Here is a 22,601-nt window from a genome sequence, read left to right on the forward strand (position 1 = left end):
CGCGCATGTCGAGCATCATTTCCCGGGAAGAACTACGCGCGCTGCCCTACGTCCAGCAGCCGTCGTACCCGGATCCCGCGGCCCTCGATCGGACCATCGACGCGCTGGAGAAGCTGCCCCCGCTGGTTTTCGCTGGGGAGTGTGACGACCTGCGTCTCAAGATGGCCGATGTCGCCGACGGCCGGGCGTTCCTCCTGCAGGGCGGCGACTGCGCGGAGACGTTCTCCGGGGTCACCGCCCAGGCCATCAAGAGCAAGCTGCTCGTGCAGCTCTCGATGGCAGTGGTCATGACCTACGCCGCGCAGGTCCCGGTGGTCAAGGTCGGCCGCATCGCGGGTCAGTACGCCAAGCCGCGCTCGAACGGTGTGGAGACCCGGGGCGACCTGTCGTTGCCCTCCTACCGCGGCGACGCCATCAACGGCTTCGACTTCACGCAGGAGTCGCGGGAACACGATCCCCAGCGCCTCCTCCGCGTCTACAACGCTTCCGCGGCCACGCTGAACCTCGTGCGCGCCTTCGTCAAGGGCGGCTTCGCCGACCTGCGTGGAGTGCACAGCTGGAACGCCGAATTCGTCCGCGACTCGCAGGTCGAGGCGGAGTACGAGGAGCTCGCCTCCGAGATCGACCGCGCGCTGGCCTTCATGGTCGCCTGCGGCGTGAAGGACGACTCGCTCAGCACCGTCGACTTCTACGCCAGCCACGAGGCGCTGCTGCTCGAGTACGAGCGCGCCCTCACCCGCGTCGACTCCCGCTCGCAGGAGCTGTACGGTTGCTCCGGCCACATGCTCTGGATCGGGGAGCGCACCCGCCAGCTCGACGGCGCCCACGTGGAGCTGTTCAGCCGCGTGCAGAACCCGCTCGGGGTCAAGCTCGGCCCCTCCACCAGCGTCGCCGATGCGCTCGCGCTGGCAGACAAGCTTGATCCCCACCACGTCCCGGGGCGCCTGACGTTCATCACCCGGATGGGCGCCAAGAAGGTCCGCGACGTGCTGCCCGCCGTCATCGAGGCTGTCGAGGCCAGCGGCCGCAAGGTCGCCTGGGTCTGTGACCCCATGCACGGCAACACCTTCGAGGCGAAGAACGGCTACAAGACCCGCTCGTTCGCGGATGTCGCCGATGAGGTCAACGGCTTCTTCGACGTCCACGAGCAACTCGGCACCTGGCCCGGCGGCCTGCACGTGGAGATGACGGGCGACGACGTCACAGAATGCGTGGGCGGCGTCTACAACCTCGACGAGAACGATCTCGCCAACCGCTATGAGACGGTCTGCGACCCCCGCCTGAACCGCAACCAGTCGCTCGAACTGGCCTTCCTCGTGGCCCGCCGCCTCCGCTCGGGCCGCCTTAACCGCGAAAACCCGGTCCAGTGGTTCCAGGCCAAGGACCTGTGATCGATCTCCGCAGCGACACGGTGACCCGGCCCTCGGCCGGGATGCTGGCCGCCATGGTGGAGGCCCCCGTCGGGGACGACGTCTACGGCGAGGACCCCACCGTCGCGGAGCTGGAGCGCCGAGTGGCCGGGATATTCGGCAAGGAGGACGCGCTCTTCTGCGCGACCGGGTCCCTGGCCAACCAGCTCGGCATCTGGCTGCACACCCCGCCCGGCACCGAAGTGCTCTGCGACGCGCAGGCGCACATCGCCCGGGCGGAGATGGGCGCCCACGGCGCCGTCGGCGGAGTGACCATGCGCACCTGGGGCTCGGATCGCGGGCGGCTCGTGGCCGACGACGCCCTGGCGATGGTGGCGGTCGACTGCGGCCCGTACCTGGTGGAGACGGCCTGCATCGAGGTGGAGGACAGCCACAACTTCGGTGGCGGGACCGTGCAGGACTTCGACGAACTCGGCATGGTCTCCGAGGGCGCCCGTGCGCTCGGCATCGCCACGCATCTCGACGGCGCCCGGCTCGCCAACGCCGCTGCTGTGACCGGTCGCTCGTTCGCCGAGTACGGCTCGCTGTTCGACACCGTCAGCATCTGCCTCTCCAAGGGGCTCGGCGCACCGGTGGGCAGCGTGCTCGTCGGCAGCGCGGAGCAGATGGCCCGCGCCCGCGTGCAGCGCAAGCGGTTGGGTGCCGGCTGGCGCCAGGCCGGCGTGCTCGCCGCCGCCGGGCTCTACGCGCTGGACCACAACCTCGCCCGCGTCGTGGAGGACCACACCGCGGCGCGCGTCCTGGCCGAGACCATCGACGCGGCCCGGCCCGGCGTCGTCACCGTCGAGTCGGTGGTGACCAACATCGTGCTGATCTCCACCCCGGATGCGCCGGGAGTCGCCGCACGGCTGAAGGACAAGGGTGTGTTGGTCAGCGTCCTGGGCCCGCGGGCGCTGCGCGCCGTGACGCACCTCGATGTCACTGGGGAGCAGTGTGCCGAAGCGGGCCAACGTGTCGCCTGGGCACTGCGCTGACGCGGCTCGATTTCTGCCGTCGAGCGCGGCCATGAACCAAGGGCTCTCGTTCGCGGCGGGTTGGCGAACAGTCACGCGGTGCTCGATTCGGCGAGGATCTCGTGACGATGGCGGTGGGTGCCTTGCCTTCGAGTCGCGCCCGGTGTGCTCGCCCGCCGGGCAAGGCGGCTCCTCACCACAAGGGGTTTCACTCCGCTAAAAGGGACAATTACCCCCGGCCCGTGGGGAGAGTCCCTCCCGTATAGACAGCACCAAAAGGGTGCAGACCTGGCACATCAGGAATCATGATGTCTTCCAGCTGGTGAACGACTTCTCCATCAGTGACCGAGCGATGTTCCAACGACCAGCCCAGACCAGCAGGTCGAACTCCTACCACTCCCGATGGCCCCAGGAACCAGCTGCTTTCCCTTGACAAGCTCACAACTTCGCGAGAAACCCCGGTCTGGGGATCCGCTGTCCACAGACTTCCAGTAGCTAACCAGTAGAGGGACCTGCCGAGCGCTGTGAGCGTGGTCGGTCCGCCCTCGGACTGCCACTGGGCTACGCTGGCGCCGGGGCCAGTGAGAGGGAGGGGGGTGACTGAGCGTGCCTCCGGATCTATCCGCCAAATGTCTATTGTTGACTGGGCATCAGGTGACCTCGCCACGAAGGCGTAACTGAACCGATCCAAAGTAGCCATCCGCTCGCCCCACACCGAAGACACCTCTGCAGCGGGTCCAAAGCTCGAGACTGCGTCGGATGTCAGGTCGGTGAGGTGGACTTCGGGAGACAATCCTGATGCGGAGAAGGCGAACGTGCGTCCCCCGTTCCAACCGCTCCCCGCTCCGAGGAATCCATGATGGTCCCAATAATGATGATCGGTCCCATTGAACAACAGGAGCGCGGAGTCGTATCTACTCAGGTCTTGAGTGCCGTAGTTGATGACCGCGAGCACATGGTCTCCCGCCGGCGAAAGAGTGTCGATTGCTCCGCCGCGTACAGGGAGTTCCCATGTGCGGTGTTGTTGATCCCAATAGTGGGCCCGGTCGTTCGAGAGCCATGCGACGGCACCGTTGCAGCCGATCAAGCGGGCATTATCGATCGGGGTGAACTCCGTCACATCACGACTGCGGCCGTCGTCACTGAGACGAAGCACCACTCCTTTACGGGTCGAAGGTTCATCACCAGCGCCGTAGTTGGAGAACCCCAGCGCGTAACCGCTGGCAGTGGGATCGAACTCGCCCTCCGACTCTGCAGGGCTTTCAATCCACGGATCTGCGCTGCAACCGCTGGCAGACGCGGCGCAGAGCGCCAAGCCTCCCGCTAGGAATGACCTCCGTCGCACTTAGGCTCGCTCAAGGTAGCGACTCAGGACGGTCAGCGGCGACTTCCAGAGGTCCTCCGGATATACACCAGGCCCGCCATTGCGATCCAGGTCGACGTTGTAGGTCGATGCATACATCCAAGCTGCCCAAACCAGACTCGAGCAGTTGTATGTCGACTTCCACACCTGGTCGTCGAGGGAAGCGAAAGGCCAAAGAGGATGTTTGTTGAATGAGAAATCGGACTCGTACTGGACGTTAGCGCTCAACCGATTGATGCCGAACTGCCCTGCGCGGTCGTTCATGTTGATGGACGCACCGTCGACTCGACGAAGATGAGCAGGATAACTTGCATGCGTTCGAAGCCCGGTGTAGGTACTAGTGATGCGCCGGATGCTCGGGATGTCTCTGCCCGGCATGTGCACTGCCTCACACTGGCCTGTGAAGAGAGTGTTGTGCCCATGGGCCACGGTGAGGGTCTTAGAGTAAGAGTACGTGAAGTATCCAGCGGCTGCGCAACCTAGCTTGACAGCGGTGCCTTCACCTGTGCTGTTCGTGGACAGTTCTGTTGCTTTCGGAATGTGCGCTGCTCTAGCCTCGCTCGAATCTTCATACAGCATCGCGACTACATCTTCCTCGCTGATTCCTCGGTTGATCGCGTGATCTGCAATGGACTCGGCGAGTTCCTTCGAACTAACGCCGGGATTCACAGACAGTATCTCGTCGATCCGAGGATCGGAAACACCGGGGCCAACCGATGCGCCGTGCGTAGGATCGTCCGCCACAGCCACTCCCGAAAAGAGGCTTATCCCGATCGCGAGGAGAATGCTTAAGCTCCATTTGTGCGAAATCATAGGTGTCTCCATCGACTGAAGCGCGCGGTGCTAGACGAGCGCTAATGGGGGTGGCGCGATGCCGAGAGTACTACGAACCGTAGTGAACAGAGAGGGGCTCTATACTGGCCGAGCGTGAACTGGGCACGTCAGGTGAGCGACGCCGATCCGCAGCGCGGAGATGCAGTTCGAGCCGTCATATGTCGATCAGATCTTCCCGCTGGACTCAGCATGGCGGCTCTCCGTTTTGCAGCCTGTGGCTAACGGGGTTCCAGCTCCGCGATCGGGCGCGGCCATGCGCCCAGTTCCTGCCAGACGAAGTTGGGCACCCGCGCGAAGAACCCGTGGAGGAACCGCGACGTGCGGTCCAGGTCTGCCGGCAGCCAGTCGTCGCCGTCGCCCACCCGGATGACCCCTGCCGAGATCTCGAACTTCGGCGCATCGGCCAGCATCAGGTACTCCATCTGGCGCTGGTGCATGACGTCAGAGCCGAACCTGGCGTTGCCGGTGCGCACGGTGAAGCGCCGGTTGAAGTCCTCCCACTCGAACTTCTGCGACCGCCCGAACAGGCCCCAGTTCACGGACAGGTCCTCGAACGGGAATGTGGTGCGGAACTCACAGAGGATCTCGTCGTGGTTGCGGATCTCTGTGTGGGTCCTGCCCTCGGAGTCCCTGCGGGTGTGCCTGGTCTTCCAGGTGTGCTTCAGGCGGACGAAGGGCAGCCCGTCGTTGGACGAGGTGATGATGTCGTGGGCCTGGTGGTCGAAGCCGCCGCCGGTGCTGCTCACGGCGCCCAGGTAGGCGTCGTCGCGGGGGAGGTAGGACCAGCCCGGGCGGCCGTGGAAACTCAGGCCCGCAGGGGCGGGGGGCCCGCTGTACTGGGTGATCGCGGTGGTGAGCAGCGCGGCGCGCACGGCTGCCAACTGCTCGATGGCGTCCTCGAGGGGGTCCGCCTCGCGGGGCGCGTCGACCAGGACCAGGTTGTCGTGGTCGATGCTGATCCGGTACGGCCCGCGGAGGTGGGCGCCCACCGCCGTGAGCAACTCCTCGGCATAGCGGCGCGACGGCGCGGCCGCGCGCAGTTCGCCTAGTTCGACGGGCTCGCCCAGCCTGGGCAGCCGGTCGTCGGTGACATGGAGGACCTCAGCCGCCGGGAGCGACTTCGGCAGGGGCATGGTCGCCACGTACCCGGCGCTGCGCCAGGCGTCGCACGAGTAACGGAAGGCCGTGAACGGCGTTGAGTCCTTCGCGACGCCGAGCAGTTGGTCGTCGACGCGCCGGTCGAAACCCAGGCCGAACGGCGGCACGTTCAGGCCGTGGGTGATGGACAGCGGGGGAGACGTGATGAACTCCCAGCCCTTGGCCCGCAGCGACTGCACATAGCGGTGCCGCAGCAGCCCCCAGATGCCGAAGCCGACGGCGGCCACCGCCAGCACAATGAGCACGACCACCATGAAATCGGGCACGATCCCCCACCTCCGGCCACCAGTGTGCCAGCGATCGCGATCAGGCGACGTAGAGCGTGACCTTCGTCCCCACGGCGACCTCGGTACCCGCCGCCGGGTCTGTGCTGTTGGCGATGTCCAGCGGGATCGGGAAGTTCGAACTGCGCTCCACCTTGACCACCAGGTCGAGGTCCTCAAGCAGCTTGGTGGCCTCGTCCGTGCTCTTCATCCAGACGTCGGGGACCGTCACCATCACGGGACCGAGGGACTTGACCAGGGTGACGGTGTCGCCGCGGTGGCCGCTCCCGCCGCGCGGGTCCTGCCTGATGACTCGGCCGGCTCCGACCTCCGCGGAGTTCTCCTCCTCGATCGCCACCGTGAAGCCCAGCTTCTCCAGTTCCTTCACGGCCTTGTCTGCGCTCCCGCCCACATGGTCCGGGACGCGGATGGGTTCGCGGCCCTTGGAGACGCTCAGGTCGACGGGGGTGTCCGGCTTCAACTGCGCACCCTCCTCCTGCGAGGCGGTCAGCACGATGCCCTCGGCGACCGTCTCCGAGAACTGCTCCGTGACGGTCCCGACGGCGAGCCGCCCGGCGGTCAGTGCCTGGGACGCCGTCTCGAGCGGGATCCCGACCACCGCGGGCATGGGGTAGCGCTCCGGCCCCTTCGACAACACCAACGTGACGTCGGAGCCCCGGAAGAGGCGTTCGCCCGCGGTGGGGTCCGTGGTGATCACGACCCCCGCCGGTACGGTCTCCGAGTACTGCTCGGTGCGGTTGACCTTGAGGGCGTTGGCTGCTGCGGCCTCCCGGGCTTTGGTCTCGTTGAGCGTGCTCATCGCGGGCACGGTGGTGAAGCGCCCGTCGAGCCACCACCACGAGCCGACGCCCGCGGCGCCGGCCAGGAGGAGCACCACCAGGACGAGCGCGACGACGCGACGGCGCCGGTGGACCGGGTCGTCGGAGATGTGCAGGTGCGGGAACACGGGCGTGCGCTGACTGCGCGGCTGCGAGGTGGTGGCCACGGGCCGTGGCGACACGGGTTCGGCGACGGGGACCGGGTCCGGGCGTGGTTTCTTCTGCGCCGGGCGCCATTCGTCGCGGCGGAGCACGACGGTGGGGGGCGAGCCCGAGGACAGGGGGCGCGGCCGTTCGGAGGAACGTGTGGGCAGGTGTTCGGTCTCATCCTCCGCGGGACTCTCGGGAAGCAGGGCGGCGGCGAGGGTGGGGTTGTCATGGCCGCCGGTGCGCGCGAGTTCGCGTCGCGCGCGGCGCACCGCGCTGAGCAGTTCCCGGCCGTCAGAGATGCGGGCCCGAGGGTCGCGTCGGGTGGCGGCGAGAACGAGGGTGTCGAGGTAGTCCGGGATCTCCCAGTCGGCGCTGTGCCCGATCTCCGCGAGCCGCTCGGAGGGTCGCTCGATGTCGACGTTCACGTGGCGGTAGGCGATCTGGTAGTTGTTCTCGCCCGTGTGCGGTTTCTTGCCGGTGAGCAGCTCGAAGAGCACCACGCCCGCGGAGTACACGTCGCTGCGGCCGTCCGGGCGCGAGTGCGTCACGAGTTCCGGCGGGAGGTAGCTGGCGGTGCCCACCAGGATGCCCGTGGCGGTCATCTGGGGGGAGCCCACCTGGCGGGCGAGCCCGAAATCCGCGACCTTGACCTGGCCACGGCGGGTGATCATCACGTTCTCGGGTTTGATGTCGCGGTGCACCACGCCCGCCTCGTGGGCGGCGGCCAGCGCGGCCGCGACCTGCTCGAACAGCTCGAGCGCCCTGTCCGGCGGCATGGGGGAGTCGCGGCTGATCATCCGGCGCATCGTCTCGCCCTCGATGAACTCCATGACGATGTACGGCTTGCCCTGGGAGGAGCCCTGGTCGAAGATCGACACCACGCTCGGGTGAGAGAGGACGGCCGCGGACCTGGCCTCGCGGTCGAACTTGGCGGCGAATTCGTCGTCCTCCCCGAGGTCGCTGCGCATGACCTTGACCGCGACGACGCGCGACAGACGTCGGTCACGCGCGCGATACACCGTGGCCATGCCACCGCGGGCGACTTTCGCCACGATTTCGTAGCGACCGTCGAGCACTTGGCCGACCAACGGGTCGAAAGTGCTGTTCATGCCACTCCAAGCACGGTCGGGGAAGGAGGCCGTGGGCCCGTTTGCTCTCCTGATTGTAGGCTGCCCGGCCGAAGCGTCCGCGACCGGCGCGCGGGCACCTCGCCGAACTCCTTCCGGTGGACTCCCCGACGAAGTACATTGCCCTTGTGACCGCACCCTTGTCTCTTCACACCAGACTGCGCCTGGCCCGTCTCGCCCTGGTGGTGCCACCGGATCGTTCCGGCCCGGAGGCCGCAGACTTCGCCGCCCACGGGGCCGACCTGCTGGTCCTGACCAGGGGCGAGCGCTCGGTCGAGGAAGCAGCGGAGGGGATCCGCGTGGCCCGCAACCGGCTGTTCGGCCTGCAGACGCTCATCGCGGCGGACCATCTCGACGTCGCCGAGGCCAGCGGCGCTGACGTGGTTTTCCTCAAGCGCCCCGGGTGGCGTCCGTTCGGGGTCAAGCGGCCCCATGAGTTCGCCCTGCTCGGGCGCTCCATCGACGGTGCCGGCGACGCCGACAAGATCGACGGTGACCCGTGGAACTTCGCCTTCGTCGGCCCGGCCATGGACGGGGAGAACGCCGGCAACGCCGTCGCGGAGATGGCGGCCCAGTACCCGCCACTGGCACTGCCCGCCGGCCCGGTGTGGTTCGCGGCCGGGGGCATCTCGTCGGGCAACGTCGACGCCGTGCTCGCCGCCGGCGCGCGCCGCGCCGTCGTCTCGACGGCCGTGTTCACGGCGGCAGATCCGTTCGTGGAGTCGCAGGCCATCGCAGGCGCGCTGAAGGCCGCCTGGACGGCGGACCCCGGCTCCGCAGACTACGGGAGCGCCGCCTTCGGCTGACCCCAGACGTCGGCACGCTCCCGGCGCACGATCTTGGTGACCCACCAGGTGACCTCCACCAACGCCATCCCGATCAGCCCGGCGACGACGCCGAAGGTGATCTCCGCCGTGTTCGTGATGTCCAGCCCCAGCGCGCGGCGGGGGGAGGGCAGCGCGAACACCAGGAAGTAGAACGCGTACGCGAACCCCACCAGGCCCACCCGCCACCAGTAGTAGGGCCGCGCCACCACGGCCAGCACCCAGGTGGCCGTCAGGATGAGCGCGATGAGCGTCGCGGTGGAGGCCTGCTCCTGGTGTGGATCCGGCACCACGCCGAAGCCGCGGGCGGTGACGTAGGTGGCGATGGTCACGCCGGCCACGATGAGGCCACAAGGGATCGCCACGGAGAGGGTCCGCCAGACGAACCCGGGCCTCGCCCGCTCGCGGTTCGGCGCGAGGCTCAACAGGAATGCCGGGATGCCGATCGTGAACCACCCCACCACCGTCATCTGCAGCGGCAGGAACGGGTTGGGGAGGCCCATCAGCCCGAGGACCAGGGCGAGCGCGATGGCGTAGACAGTCTTCGTGAGGAAGAGCTTGGCGACGCGTTCCACGTTGCCGATCACCCGGCGCCCCTCGGCGACGACGTGGGGGAGGGTGGCGAACTTGTCGTCGAGCAGCACGATCTGCGCGACGGAACGGGTGGCCGGCGCACCCGAGCCCATCGCCACGCCGAGATCGGCATCCTTGAGCGCCAGCACGTCGTTGACGCCGTCGCCGGTCATGGCGACGGTGTGGCCGCGGCCCTGCAGGGCACCCACCATCTGGCGCTTCTGCTCAGGCGTGACGCGGCCGAACACATCGACGGCGTCGACGGCGTCGTCGAACTGCTCGCCCGCCCCGGGCAGCGTCCGGGCGTCGATGACGTCGCCGATGGCGACGCCCAGCGAGCGCGTGACGGCGGCCACCGACGCGGCGTTGTCGCCCGAGATGACCTTGAGTGCCACGCCCTGCTCCTGGAAGTAGGTGAGCGTCTCCGCAGCGTCCGGCCGGATGAGCTGGTCGAGGACCAGGAGCGCGACGGGGCTCAGTTCGCCGGGCGCCTGAGGGGAGTCGACGCGCTGTTTCGTCCGGGCGAGCAGCAGGACCCGCCGGCCGGTGGCGCCGATCTGCTCGGCGCGTCGGGCGAGTTCGTCATGGCCTGCGAGCACCTCCGGCGCTCCCAGCACCCAGTGCCCACGGTCGCCGGCGAAGCTGACGCCGGACCACTTCCTGGCGGAGGTGAACGGGGCCCGCGTCTCGACGGCCCAGGGCTCGTCGGCGGCCTCGATCGCCGCGGCGATGGCCTGCATGGAGGCGTTCGGGGCGTCGTCGGCAGCCACCAGTTGCGACAGGACCAGGCGGGTGTGGGCCGGGTCGTCGGTGAGGTCGAGGAGTTCGCCCAGCGTCATGGCGTGCTGGGTGAGCGTGCCGGTCTTGTCGGCGCACACCACGTCGACGCGGGCCAGGCCCTCGATCGCGGGGAGTTCGTTGACCAGGCACTGGCGCCGGCCCAGCCTGATCACGCCCAGCGCGAAGGCCATCGAAGTGAGCAGCACGAGGCCCTCTGGCACCATCGGCACCAAGACGGCCACCATCCGCAGCACCGACTCCTGCCAGGTGGTGTCCGGCTGGTTGAACTGGACGAAGATGGACAGCGCGGCGACCGGGACCAACAGATAGGTGACCCAGCGGAGGATCCGGTTGATGCCCTGGCGCAGCTCAGAGGAGACGAGGGTGAACCTGGCGGCCTGAGCCGTCAGTTGCGCCGCGTAGGCGTCGGCCCCCACCTTTTCCGCGTGGTACAGCCCGGTGCCGGAGATGACGTAGGCCCCCGAGAGCACCTCGTCGCCCGGCTGCTTGGCCACCGGGTCGGCCTCGCCGGTGAGCAGCGATTCGTCGACCTCGAGGTAGTCGGCCGCCACCACGGAGCCGTCGACGACGATCTGTTCGCCGGGGCCCACCGCGATGAGGTCGTCGAGGACCACCTCGTCCCTGGCGACCCGGGTGCGTTCGCCGTCCCGCACGACGATGGGGTGGGCCTCGCCCACCACGGCCAGGTTGTCCAGCGTGCGCTTGGCGCGCAGTTCCTGCACGATGCCCACGACGGAGTTGGCGATGATGAGCAGGCCGAACGCTCCCTGGAGCAGGTTGCCCGTGACCAGCACCAGACAGAACAGCACGAAGAGGATGGCGTTGACCCGGGTGAGCACGTTGGCGCGCACGATGTCTGCGGTGCTGCGCCCGGACCGCGAGGGCAGGTGGTTGACCCGGCCGGATGAGACGCGTTCAGCGACCTCGGTGGAGGTGAGCCCGGAGAGCTCAGTGGGCACGTCTGACGCTCCGCTCGGCGAGCCCCGCCAGAGCGGTGCGGCCGTCCGCGGTCATCTGGGTGTCGTCGAGGACGGCCAGGGCGTGGCGCATGTTCTCCTCGATCACGGCCTCCACGTGGGCCAGGGCGCCTGAGGCTTCGATCAGCTCGGCGGCCCGATCGACGTCGGTGTCCGTGAGGCCCTCGGCCCCCAGCATTCCACCGAGTTCGCGGGCCTCGTCGGGTGAGGCGTGGGACAGGGCCGTGAGCACCAGAACCGTGCGCTTGCCCTCATGGATGTCGCCACCGTAGGGCTTGCCCGTGATCTCCGGCCGGCCGTAGACGCCGAGCACGTCGTCGCGCAGTTGGAAGGCGCGACCGATCACGGAACCGAACTCCGCCAGGGCGCCCTGGAGTTGGGCGTCAGCACCACCGAGCGCAGCGCCGATCTGGGAGGGGCGCCGGATGGAGTAGCTGGCCGTCTTGTATTCGAGCACTCGGCGGGCGACATCGAGCTCATCGGCCACGGTCGTGGCCCCGGTGACGCGGTACTGCGCGCTCACGTCGAGGAACTGCCCGGCGGTCACCTCTGCCCGCATGGCGCTGAGGAGCGGCCGGGCGCGATCGAGGCCCGGGGCGCCGGAACCGTCCGCGAGCTCGATGCTCCACATGAGGAGGAGGTCGCCCAGCAGGATGGCCGACGACACCCCGAAGTCGGTGGCCGACCCCCGGCCGCCGCGCGCCGCGTGCAGCGACTCGAACTGCTTGTGGGCCGACGGCAGCCCCCGGCGGGTGTCGGCGGCGTCGATGAGGTCGTCGTGCACCAGCGCCGACACGTGGAGCAGGTCCAGTGAGCTCGCGACGTCGAGGAGTGACTGGCCCTGCGTCGGCTGCCCCGCGGCGGCCACGTAGCTCCAGTAACAGTAGGCGGGCCTCAGCCGCTTGCCACCGGCGGTTGCGGCACGCGCGACGGGGAGCAGGTCCGAGGAACCGATGGTGTCCAGCAACTCCTCCTGCCCGTCGAGGAACCGGTCGATGGTTCCGCCGATGGCGGACAGCAGTGGCGCGCTCAGCGGGGAGCTCGGGTCAAACGGGGTGCTCACGTGGGCAGCTTAGTCGAGGCGTTGCGGCGTTCCCTATGGTGGGTACATGGCGTCGACGATCTCACGGCCCACGACGGTGGGGGAGCTGCTCTCCGCCGCACAGGGTCCCCTTTTCTCCTTCGAGTTCTACCCTCCCCGCTCCGAGGAGGAAGAGCCCATCCTGTGGCGCGCCGTCGAGGCGCTGACGCCACTGGAGCCTGATTTCGTGTCGGTCACGTACGGGGCCACGGGCTCGCGTCGCGACCGCACCATCCACGCCACCCGCCGCATCGCCACGGAGAACGGTCCGCTGACCGTGGGGCACCTGACCTGCGTGGACCAGTCGAAGGCCGACATCGCCGAGGCGTTGGCCGCCTACCGCGACGTGGGCGTCACCAACATCCTGGCCATCCGGGGCGACATGCCGGGCGGCGGCGAATGGGTGCGGCACGCAGACGGCCTGGCCAACGCCACCGAGCTGGTGCGCTTCATCAAGGACCAGGGCGATTTCTGCGTGGGCGTCGCCGCCTTCGCCAACCCCCACGAGACCACCGACGACCCTGAACTCGACGACCGCATCCTGTTGGCCAAGGTGGAGGCGGGTGCGGAGTTCGCCATCACCCAGCTGTTCTTCGACGCGCAGAGCTACATCGACCTGGTGCGCCGCGTGCGGGCGCTGGGCTGCAGCATCCCGATCATCCCGGGCATCATGCCGCTGACCGTGATCTCCCAGATCGAGCGTTTCGCCGGGCTGTCGGGCCGCCCGCTGCCGGAGAAGTTCGTCGCAGCACTCCGCTCGGCCGCCTCCAAGGAGGAGGTGCGCGAGATCGGGATGGCCACGTGCCTCGAGTTGTGCCGCACGCTGCTGGACGCCGGCGCGCCCGGGCTGCAGTTCTTCACGCAGAACCGCAGCAAGGCCACGCGCGAGATCCTGGCAGAGCTGAAGCACCTCTCCTGAACTGGACACCTAGTCCAGCAGAGCCCGCCACTGGGAAGTGTCGACGTCGAGGGTGATCATCTTCTGCGTGGCCCTGGTCAGCGCCACATAGAGGACGCGGGCGCCGCCCGGCGACTCCGCGATGATCTCGTCCGGCGAGACCACCAGCACACCGTCGTATTCGAGGCCCTTGGCCTGGAGCGCCGTCACCACGATGAGGCGGTCCTCGAACGCCGCGAGGCGGGGATCCTGGAACACGCCCAGCTGCACGGCACGCAACCGCGACGGGGGGACGATCACGCCGATGGTTCCGTTGACCTTCGCCGCGACCGACAGGAGGTGCTCGCGCAGCGCCAGTGGCAGGGCCTCCGTGGTGGTCGCCTCGACGCTGGGCTCCACGCCGGTGGAGCGCACCGCCTTGGGCAGGTCCGCGTCCGGGAAGACCTTCGTGATGACCTTGGCGGCGAACTCGAACACCTCGCTGGGGGAGCGGTAGTTCGTCGAGAGCGTGAAGGTGCGGCTGGCCGCCCGCCCCACGACCTCGTTGAGGGCCCGGGTGGTCTCCTCCTGGTTGGGGTAGGAGCTCTGGGCGGGGTCGCCGACGATGGTCCACGACGACTGCGGCCCCCGTCTGCGCAGCATCCGCCACTGCATGGGCGTCACGTCCTGGCCTTCGTCGACGAGGATGTGGGCGTAGGTGTTGTGCGGGTCCTCATCCGGATCCACGTGCCTCTCGTGCCGCAGCAGGTCCGCCGTCGTGAGCACCTCGGCGACAGCGCCGCCCTCGAGGAAGACGTCGAGTTCCTTGTCGACATCCTCGGGCGGCACGCCCAGGATGTGGATCAGCTCGTCCAGCAGTGCGATGTCGGCCACGGACCAGCCGCGCACGATTTCGTCGCCCTCGTCAGCCGCCTCGAGCCAGCGGTAGGAGGAGACGAGGCGGGCACGCTGGTCCTCGTCGAGCTCGCCGGCGGCGACCTCTGCCACGACGGCGGGGTCGGCCAGTCGGGCCAACACCCGGGTCGCGCTGAGCAGGGGCCACCACCGGGGCATGAAGGCGTGGAGGCTGGGGTGTTCGCGCACCTGTGCCTCCAGTTCCTGTGGCTCGATCTCCACATCGCCCGGGAACTTGCGGATGAGTGCGGCCGCGACCAGGTCGGTCGCCATGCGGCGGCCCTTGTTGAGCTTGACGCTGGAGAGCACCTGTTCGCGGATCCGCTGCAGCTCCCTCGCGCCCAGCCCGAGTACTTCACCCTTGACCGTGACCCGGACGGAGTCCACGTCGTGTTCCGGTAGCGGGGCGCGCACGAGCTGCTTGAGGACCTTCTGCATCGCGAGCGACCCCTTGATGGTGGCGGCTGCCGCCTCGTCGACGCGTTCGGTGCTGAAGCCCAACACGTCGGAGGCCACCGAGCCGATGGCCTTCAGCGTCACGGAGTCCTCGCCGAGGCTGGGCAGCACCCGCTCGATGTAGTTCATGAAGACGCTGGAGGGGCCGACGACGAGCACGCCGCCCTTCTCGAGCCGCGCCCTGTTGGTGTAGAGGAGGTAGGCGGCGCGGTGCAGTGCGACCACGGTCTTGCCGGTGCCGGGGCCGCCGGCGATGATCGTGACCCCCTGGTACGGCGCGCGGATCGCCTCGTCCTGTTCGGCCTGGATGGTGGCCACGATGTCGCGCATGGTGCGGCCCCGGGCCCGGCTGAGGGCCGCCATCAGGGCGCCTTCACCGAGGATGGGCAGGTCGGTCGCGGCAGACGAATCCAGCAGGTCGTCCTCGAGGCCGACCACCTTGTCGTCGCGGCAGCGCAGCACGCGCCGGCGGATGACCTTCATGGGTTCGGCCGGCGTGGCGCGGTAGAACGGTTCCGCCGCGGGCGCGCGCCAGTCGATCACCAGCGGTTCGTAGTCCTCGTCGCGCACGCCGATGCGGCCGATGTAGCGGACCTCGTCGGTGGTGAGGTCGATGCGTCCGAAGACGAGGCCTTCGTGTTCCGCGTCGAGGATCGCCAGCCGCTTGGCGGCCTGGTAGGCGAACGCGTCGCGCTCGAACAACGCCGTGCCGTCCTCCTCGCGGAGGAAATCGGTGCGGTCGGAGATGAAGATCTCCCTGCCCTGCTGGGCCAGGTTCTTGGCGCTCGCCGTCGCGGTGGTCAGATTGGCGTAGACCCTGTCGACGTGAGCCTGTTCCAGGGCGATTTCGCGTTCCAGGTCAGCGCGCGATGTGGTGGTCAAATCAGACCTTCCTCCGTGAAAGACAGACAGTCAACCCTACTACCCCCGTATGAACGCCACCTGAACCGTCCGGACAGCGGCGGGCCGCCCGCGGAGCCGACCCTGGATTGGATGCCTTCCGGGGGATGGGGCAGAGTGGGGGCGAACACAGTGATGCCAGAGTGATTTGAGTGAGCCATGAACAGCCCCCCGCAGACCGGACGCATGACCATGACGAAGGACAAGTGGATCGTGCTGAGCTTGTTCCTGGTGCTGGTGGTCGCGCTGATCGCGTTCTCGCAGACTCGGCCGCTCGAGCAGAGCGCGGCTCCCGCGGCGGTCCCCGGCGCTGAGGCGCCGGCGGCCGGCACTCCCACCACGGAGGCTCCGGTGGCGGAACTGCCGGCCACGGAGGCTCCCGCCCAGGAGGATCCGGCCGCCGCCCCGCCGCCGGAGGAGGGCACCGACGCCGGTGCCGACCAGGCCGGGTACGAGCAGTGGGTGCGCGATGAGTTCCCCCGCCGCCTGGAGGGTGACCCCATGGCAATGGGCGCACTGGACGCCCCCGTCGTGTTGACCGAGTGGGCCGATTACCGCTGCCCGTTCTGCTCCGTCTTCGCCGAGGAGACGCTGCCCCTGCTGCAGAAGTACATCGACGACGGCACGCTCCGCATCGAGTTCCGCGACCTGGCGCTGTTCGGCGACGAGTCGGTCAAGGCCGCCACGGCGGCGCGCGCTGCCGGCCTGCAGGGGAAGTACTTTGAGTTTCAGCACGCCATCTTCGCCGCCACCCCGAACCAGGGACACCCCGACATCCCCGACGATCTGGTGATGGGCATCGTCGCAGACCTGGGCCTCGACGCGGCCCAGTTCGAGACGGACTGGGCGCAGCCCGCACTGCGCCAGGCCGTGCTCACGGATTCTCAGGAGGCGCAGGGCATGGGCGTGTCGGCCACGCCGGCCTTCGTCGTCGGCACCCAGTTCTTCACCGGCGCGCAGCCGATCGCCGAGTTCGAGCGCGTCATCGAGGCCGAGGCCGCCACGCTCGGATGACGATCGGTTATGCGGGGGCATTCCTCGGCGGCATCGCGGCGATCCTCAGCCCCTGCGCGGCGTTGGTGCTGCCCGCCTTCTTCGCCTATGCCTTCGGGGATCAGCGGGCCCGGCTCATCGGGCGCACCGCGCTGTTCTACGTGGGCCTGCTGCTGACGCTCGTGCCGCTGGGGCTGGCTGCCGGGGCGTTGGGCGGCCTGCTCACCAGGCACCGCGACACCCTCGCGCTCGTCGGCGGCGTCGTGCTCATCATCTTCGGCCTCGTCATGGCGCTCGGCATCCGGCTGCCGATCCCCGGGCTGGCGCAACGCGGCGACCCCAAGGGCCCGGTCGGCGCGGTCCTGCTCGGCATGACGTACGGGCTGGCCGGCGCCTGCACCGGACCGCTGCTGGGCGCGGTGCTCACCGTCGCCGCAGTCGGGGGTAACGCCGTGCGGGGCGGCCTGCTGCTCGCGCTGTTCGGCGCGGGGATGGTGGCGCCGCTGGTGATCCTGGCGCTGTTGTGGGACCGGCTGCGGCTGGGCGAGCGGCTCCGGCCCCGTCCCGTCAGGATCGGCACGTTCGCCACCTCGGTGCTGGGTCTCGTTTCCGGCCTGCTGTTCGTCGGCGTCGGGGTGCTGTTCATCACCACGGATGCGACCACGGCCATCGGTGGCATCCTCGACGCAACGCAGCAGTTCCACCTCGAGTCCTGGCTGCGCGAGGTGGGCCTCCGGATCCCCGACCTCGCCGTCGTCGGGGCCGTCGTGGTGGTGGCGGGTCTGCTGCTGTGGGGTTGGCTGCGCCGGCCGACGCGGTCCTAGCCCCGGGTCGGGCGCCCCAGCCGGGGCAGCGTGAACGCCTTGTTGGTCGGGCGGGGGTCCTCGCCGGTGAGCCGCTCATGCAGCTCGTAGACGGCCAGGGCGGCGCTCGCCAGCTGCCCCCAGGGGGCGGCGCCCGCGGGTGAGGCGGCGGAGGCGCGCAGATGCCGGCCGTCGTCGATCGGGGTGCCCAGGGGTGGTCGGCGCTGCCACCAGTGGGTCCTCAGCACGTGGGGCCGACAGTCGATGTCGGCCGGCCCGTCGTGCGATTCGACGGTGTGCACCCCCCGCTCTGCCACCCGCTGGCGCAGCAGGTCGACGAGGCGCTCGGCCAGCTGGGGGGACCCGGCGTCGTCGGTCACCTGCCAGCGGCCGAACATCCGTTCCAGCAGCAGCGGGAGCGCGGCCGTGCCCGGCTCCTCCGGGCCTAGGGAGAGCACCACCTCTGACAGTGGGGTCCGGAGCCTGCCGGCCAGGTCGGTGACGCTGCGGTCGAGCCAGAGCGAGGCGCGTTGTTGCCTGGTGCGCACCGGCTCCGTGCCCTCCAGGGCGTGCCGGCGGAAGGCCTCCCATACCGGCAGCAGGTCGTCGAGCAGGTCACGCCAGCGCGCCGCCTCCTCCGGGCCGAAAGTGGCGGACAAGGCGTGATACTGCGCGCCCCGCTCTGCGGGGAGGTCGAGCGTGGTGCCGTCGCTGAGGTGGTGGCGGCGCGGTGGCGCCTCGGTGAGGGCCAGCCCCGCGCCGTTGAGCGCGGTGACCAGGTGGGCGCCGGATTTCTTGAACAGGTCACGCCAGGTGGCGGGCAGCACGATGGTCTGCGGCAGCGGGTCGACGGTGTGCCCGGCCGCGTCCAGGGTCACCTCATGCCCGAGCCTGGCGAGCCGCGCGGCGGCAGCCAGGCCGGCCAGCGTGGCGCCTCTGACGATGAGCATAGGACCGATCGTAGGGCTTCGCGCCAGGGCTGGCAGCGCCCCTCCGACCGGGCGCCGGGGGAGTTGCGCACGGATCTCCGGCGCCCCTTTTCTTTTGTCGGACGGTCGATCTATAGTGAAGATCACCGCACGCTTGTTCGATTAGTTCGGGGAAGCTCTGGTCCGTATCAAGCGTGAGGTGAGGGGCCACCCCGGCCTGGCGCGGCTTCGACCCCTGCGCCGGGCCGGGGTTCCCGGGTCGAAAAGCATGATGTGTTCTATTCGAGTGTTCCCCGGGAGGTGGCCCCATGCGCAGGTACGACGACCCCATTTTCGTGTTGTTCAGAGAAGAGCCCAGGCAGTTCATCTGGCGCGACAAGCTGTTGCTGGTCAAAGAGGTGCAGGCCCGGTGGAGCCGCGCCACGCCGTGGTGGGCGGGTCAGCAGGCCCGCGCCGCCCGCGGCGAGAGCGTCGACCAGGCGGTGGGGTCGGATCTCCTCGGAGAGTTGGAGGTCTGGCGCGTCGAGGCGGGCAACGGACGCCACCGGGGCGTCTACGAACTGGCCCGTACCGTCGGCGCGGAGAACTGGGTGCTCCAGGCGGTGCTCGACTGATGTTCCCCCACCTCAGGGTGGCCTCCGGCTACTCCTTCCAGTACGGCGCCTCCCACCCCAGCGCGCTGGTGGCGGAAGCCGTCGCCCACGGCATGGACGCGCTCGCCATCACAGACCGCGGTGGCCTCTACGGGGCCGTCCGCTTCGCCAAGGCGTGCCTGTCCGCGGGCATCGCGCCCATCGTCGGCGTGGATCTCGCGGTGCGACCCGACGGCTGGCTGGCCCGCCGCCGGCCCACTGCGGTGCGGGGTGGCCAATTGCGCGACGAGAGACTCCCGCGCGCCGTCGTGCTGGCCACCTCCCGCTCGGGGTGGGGCACGCTGTGCCAGCTCATCACCGCGGCCCAGCAGGCCGGGGAACGGGCAGACCCGGTGGTGACCCGCGAGATCATCGCGCAGCACTGCGCCGGCCACGACGTGGTGGTGCTCCTGGGCGCGGATTCGCAACCGGGTGAGCTGCTCGTCGCCGGTCGGCCCGCCGATGCCGCCGACGAGGTGCGGAAGTGGCGCACGGAGCTGGGGGACGGGCTGTTCCTCGCCGCCACCAACCACCAGACCGGTGGGCGCGGAGTCGCCTCGGCGCACCAGGCCGCCGGCCTCATCAGGCTGGGGGACGGCTTGGGAGTCCCCGTGGTGCTGACCAACATGGTGCGGATGGCCCGGCGGGAGCAGGCCGCCACCGTCGATGTGCTCGACGCAGCACGCCGCCTCGTCCCACTGGACGTGCGCAACATCGACCGCCGCAATGCGGAGGGCCACCTCAAGGGCACCGACGCCATGACGCTGGCCGCGGGGGAGGCCGCGCTGCTGGCCGGGCGCCCTGATGCATCGGCGTTGTTGGCAGCCACCCGCGGCCTGGCGGAGCGGTGCATGCTGGACCCCATCGGCGACATCGGCCTGGGCGAGATCCGGCTGCCGGAGTTCGAGACCCTCGGCACCACCGCCGAGGAGGCGGCCGGCGTGTTGCGCGCCCGCTGCCAGGCCGGCCTCACCGAGCGCTACGGCACGCTGGACAGGCAGGCTCTGGAACGCCTCGACGACGAACTCACCGTCATCGGCAAGCTGGGGTTCGAGTCGTACTTCCTCACGGTGGCAGACGTGGTGGGCCTCATCCGGGACCTGGGTATCCGCTGCGCCGCTCGCGGGTCCGGAGCGGGGAGCCTCGTCAACTACGCGTTGGGCGTCTCCGGGGTGGACCCCATCAAGTACGGGCTCATCATGGAGAGGTTCCTGTCGCCGCTGCGCGTGGCGCTGCCCGACATCGACCTCGACGTCGAATCGGCGCGCCGCACGGAGGTCTACGACAAGATCCTGGCCACCTTCGGCGAGCAGCGCGTGGCGTGCGTGGCGATGATCGAGACCTACCGCGTGCGCCACGCCGTGCGCGATGTCGGCGCGGCGCTCAGCCTCCCGCCGGTGGAGATTGACGCCATGGCGAAGGCCTTCCCGCACATCCGTGCCCGCGACGCCCGGGCGGCGCTGCGCGACCTCCCGGAACTCCGGGCCGCGGGGCTGGGGGAGGAGCGTCTCGACATGCTGTTCTCCCTGGTCGAATCGCTCGACGGGCTACCCCGGCACATCGCGCTGCACCCCTGCGGCGTGATCCTCAGCGACTCCTCGCTCGGCCAGCGCACCCCGCTGGAGCGCAGCTTCGGTGGCTACCCCATGAGCCAGTTCGACAAGGACGACGTCGAAGACCTCGGCCTGCTCAAACTCGACGTGCTCGGCATCCGCATGCAGTCGGCCATGGCCCACGCGCTCACGGAGATCAGCCGCACCGCCGGCCCGGCGCCGGACATCGACGCGCTCGCCCCGTTCGACGACGGGGAGGTGTACGACATGATCGCCCACCGCGCCACGCTGGGCTGCTTCCAGATCGAATCGCCCGGCCAGCGGGAACTGGTGGGCAAGTTCGGGCCGGAGACGTTCCACGACATCATCGTCGACATCTCCCTGTTCCGGCCCGGCCCCGTTAAGTCGGACATGGTCACCCCGTTCCTCGAGGCCCGGCAGGGCTGGACGGAACCGGAGTACCTCCACCCCAGCCTCGTCCCCGCCCTCGAGCAGACCTTCGGGGTGGTGGTCTTCCACGAACAGATCATCCAGATCATCTCCATCGTCACCGGCTGCTCGCTGGCCCAGGGCGACGAGGTGCGCCGCGCGCTGGGAGATCGCGAGGGCCAGGTGAAGGTCAAGAAGTGGTTCGTGCCGAAGGCTCTGGCCAACGGCTACCCGGAGCCGATGTGTGAGGAGATCTGGGCCATCCTCGAGGCGTTCGCCTCGTTCGGGTTCTGCAAGGCGCACGCGGCTGCCTTCGCGCTGCCCACGTACCAGTCGGCGTGGTTGAAGCGGCACTATCCCGCGCATTTCCTGGCCGGGATCCTCACGCATGACCCGGGGATGTACCCCAAGCGGTTGCTGTTGGAGGAGGCACGCCGGATGAACATCGCCGTGCTGGGCCTCGACGTCAACCGCAGCGTGCAGGACTACCGGGCGGAACCGCTCGACGACGTGGCCGGAACCGATGAGACGGTGCGGCTCCCGGAGAACCTGGCGATGGAGCATCCCTCAGCGCAGCCGCTCAGTGCCCACGAGCACCCCGGTCCCGACGGGGACGGCCTGCCCCTGGTGGAGGGCTGGGGGATCAGGCTGTCGCTGTCTGATGTGAAGGGCATCTCGGAGGAGGAGATGCGCCAGATCGTGGCCGCCCGGCCCTACACGTCGCTCACGGATTTCTGGTCCCGCGCGAACGTCTCGGAACCCGTCGTGGAGCGGCTCATCCTGGCCGGCGCGTTCGACCGCCTCTACGGCATCGGACGGCGCGCCCCCGTCCAGCGGCGCACCCAGGTGACCCGGCGTGACCTCCTGCTGGCGCTGGCAGACCTCCACCGCGAACGCCGCGCCGACAGCCGGGTGGGGGCGCTGCAGGGCGCCTTCAGCTTCGGCGACGAGGAGGCCGAACCCACCACGGACGTGGTGCCCACCGGCTTGGCGGAGATGGACGACGAGCAGCGGCTCAAGGCCGAACTCGAGATCCTCGGGCTGGACGCCAGCCACCACATCATGGAGCGCTACCTTCCGTTGCTGCGCGCCATCGGTGCGGCCAGTTCCCGCACGCTGCTGCAGCGCCGCAACCGCGCCGAGGTGCTCGTCGCGGGGGTGAAGGTGGCCACCCAGACCCCTCCGGTGCGCTCGGGCCGGCGGGTGATCTTCCTCACCCTCGACGACTCCACCGGCCCGGTGGACACCACCTTCTTCGAGGACGTCCAGGGCCCGTACGCGGCCACGGTGTTCGCGTCGTGGATCCTGTTGGTGCGGGGGCTCATCCGGCGCACCGGCACCCGCGGCCTCTCCATCCGAGCCACCGGTGCCTGGGACCTGGGCACTCTGGACGCGGCCTGGCGCGCTGCGCTGGACCAGGGGGCGACAGAGGCTGAGGCCGTCGCCGCAGTGACGGCCATCCTCGACGAGGTGCCCGAGGGCTACTCGTTGGTGGGGGAGTGGAAGCCGGCTGAGAAACCCCAAGCCGCGCCAGAGCCCCCGCTCCCGGCCGACGGCGAGGAACCGCCGCCGGATCCGCAGAACCACACCCGGGCCGGCGGGATGGGTCGGAGACGGGTGCTGGTGCATGCCAGCGGGTTCAAGCAGTCCCCCTACTCAGACATCAAACCGGCGGGCACCGGTGCCGCGGATGCCCCGCGCAAACTGTGGCACTCCAGCCCCGGAAGCTCAGGAAGGTGAT

General features: G+C 69.3%; 15 protein-coding genes. 8 read left to right on the top strand and 7 right to left on the bottom strand.

Annotation, left to right across the window (positions count from 1 at the left end; translation table 11 throughout):
- Window positions 1–5 precede the first annotated feature (5 nt).
- Both H5393_RS03390 and H5393_RS03395 read left to right on the top strand, forming a co-directional pair.
- Entirely contained in the window at window positions 6–1,391 is a 1,386-nt protein-coding gene (locus H5393_RS03390; RefSeq protein WP_076058244.1) for a class II 3-deoxy-7-phosphoheptulonate synthase, read from the top strand.
- Entirely contained in the window at window positions 1,388–2,404 is a 1,017-nt protein-coding gene (locus H5393_RS03395; protein WP_076058246.1) for a low specificity L-threonine aldolase, read from the top strand. Before H5393_RS03390 ends, H5393_RS03395 begins: the two co-directional genes overlap by 4 nt.
- A 1,324-nt stretch (window positions 2,405–3,728) precedes the next feature.
- Here H5393_RS03395 and H5393_RS03400 read toward each other — a convergent pair.
- The 3 genes from H5393_RS03400 to pknB form a co-directional block, all read right to left on the bottom strand.
- Window positions 3,729–4,559 carry a hypothetical protein gene (locus H5393_RS03400; protein WP_143570830.1) on the bottom strand — a complete coding sequence of 277 codons (831 nt, stop codon included), beginning with the start codon at window positions 4,557–4,559 and terminating at the stop codon, window positions 3,729–3,731.
- A 239-nt stretch (window positions 4,560–4,798) separates the two neighbouring features.
- The gene (locus H5393_RS03405; protein ID WP_182765467.1) at window positions 4,799–6,004 is read right to left on the bottom strand and encodes a hypothetical protein; all 1,206 of its coding nucleotides are present in this window, start codon (window positions 6,002–6,004) and stop codon (window positions 4,799–4,801) included.
- 40 nt (window positions 6,005–6,044) lie between these two features.
- Window positions 6,045–8,099, bottom strand: a complete 2,055-nt coding sequence (pknB, locus tag H5393_RS03410) for a Stk1 family PASTA domain-containing Ser/Thr kinase (protein WP_182765468.1) — start codon at window positions 8,097–8,099, stop codon at window positions 6,045–6,047.
- Window positions 8,100–8,245: 146 nt separating this feature from the next.
- On the opposite strand from pknB, the gene H5393_RS03415 reads away from it, so the two are divergent.
- Window positions 8,246–8,923 carry a thiamine phosphate synthase gene (locus H5393_RS03415; protein WP_182765469.1) on the top strand — a complete coding sequence of 226 codons (678 nt, stop codon included), beginning with the start codon at window positions 8,246–8,248 and terminating at the stop codon, window positions 8,921–8,923.
- On the opposite strand, the gene H5393_RS03420 is transcribed toward H5393_RS03415, so the two are convergent.
- Entirely contained in the window at window positions 8,899–11,274 is a 2,376-nt protein-coding gene (locus H5393_RS03420) for an HAD-IC family P-type ATPase (RefSeq protein WP_182765470.1), read from the bottom strand. The two genes, H5393_RS03415 and H5393_RS03420, sit on opposite strands and share 25 nt — an antisense overlap.
- Window positions 11,264–12,355 carry a polyprenyl synthetase family protein gene (locus tag H5393_RS03425; protein WP_182765471.1) on the bottom strand — a complete coding sequence of 364 codons (1,092 nt, stop codon included), beginning with the start codon at window positions 12,353–12,355 and terminating at the stop codon, window positions 11,264–11,266. The genes H5393_RS03420 and H5393_RS03425 overlap by 11 nt, the downstream gene beginning before the upstream one ends.
- 46 nt (window positions 12,356–12,401) lie before the next feature.
- Between H5393_RS03425 and H5393_RS03430 the strand changes: the two genes are divergently transcribed.
- Window positions 12,402–13,292, top strand: coding sequence for a methylenetetrahydrofolate reductase (locus H5393_RS03430; protein WP_182765472.1), 891 nt, complete (start codon window positions 12,402–12,404; stop codon window positions 13,290–13,292).
- Window positions 13,293–13,301: 9 nt separating this feature from the next.
- Here the strand turns inward: H5393_RS03430 and H5393_RS03435 are convergent, their stop codons facing one another.
- On the bottom strand, window positions 13,302–15,503 hold the full coding sequence (locus tag H5393_RS03435; RefSeq protein WP_182765473.1) for a UvrD-helicase domain-containing protein: 2,202 nt from the start codon (window positions 15,501–15,503) through the stop codon (window positions 13,302–13,304).
- Window positions 15,504–15,707: 204 nt separating this feature from the next.
- On the opposite strand from H5393_RS03435, the gene H5393_RS03440 reads away from it, so the two are divergent.
- Together H5393_RS03440 and H5393_RS03445 are read left to right on the top strand one after the other, a co-directional pair.
- Window positions 15,708–16,535 (top strand): thioredoxin domain-containing protein, encoded by an 828-nt coding sequence (locus H5393_RS03440; RefSeq protein ID WP_220488153.1) that lies wholly within the window; start codon window positions 15,708–15,710, stop codon window positions 16,533–16,535.
- A complete protein-coding gene (locus tag H5393_RS03445; RefSeq protein ID WP_182765475.1) occupies window positions 16,532–17,338 on the top strand; it encodes a cytochrome c biogenesis CcdA family protein in 807 nt (268 codons plus the stop codon). Before H5393_RS03440 ends, H5393_RS03445 begins: the two co-directional genes overlap by 4 nt.
- Here the strand turns inward: H5393_RS03445 and H5393_RS03450 are convergent.
- Entirely contained in the window at window positions 17,335–18,267 is a 933-nt protein-coding gene (locus H5393_RS03450) for a hypothetical protein (protein ID WP_182765476.1), read from the bottom strand. The genes H5393_RS03445 and H5393_RS03450 overlap by 4 nt on opposite strands.
- Before the next feature lie 287 nt (window positions 18,268–18,554).
- Here H5393_RS03450 and H5393_RS03455 point away from each other — a divergent pair, with 287 nt between their 5' ends.
- Complete coding sequence (locus H5393_RS03455; RefSeq protein ID WP_182765477.1) at window positions 18,555–18,860, top strand: DUF6504 family protein; 306 nt, start codon at window positions 18,555–18,557, stop codon at window positions 18,858–18,860.
- The gene (locus tag H5393_RS03460) at window positions 18,860–22,600 is read left to right on the top strand and encodes a DNA polymerase III subunit alpha (protein WP_182765478.1); all 3,741 of its coding nucleotides are present in this window, start codon (window positions 18,860–18,862) and stop codon (window positions 22,598–22,600) included. The genes H5393_RS03455 and H5393_RS03460 overlap by 1 nt, the downstream gene beginning before the upstream one ends.
- Window position 22,601: the final 1 nt, after the last annotated feature.

It is taken from the genome of Tessaracoccus sp. MC1756 (genome assembly GCF_014164735.1).
Lineage (GTDB): Bacteria > Actinomycetota > Actinomycetes > Propionibacteriales > Propionibacteriaceae > Arachnia.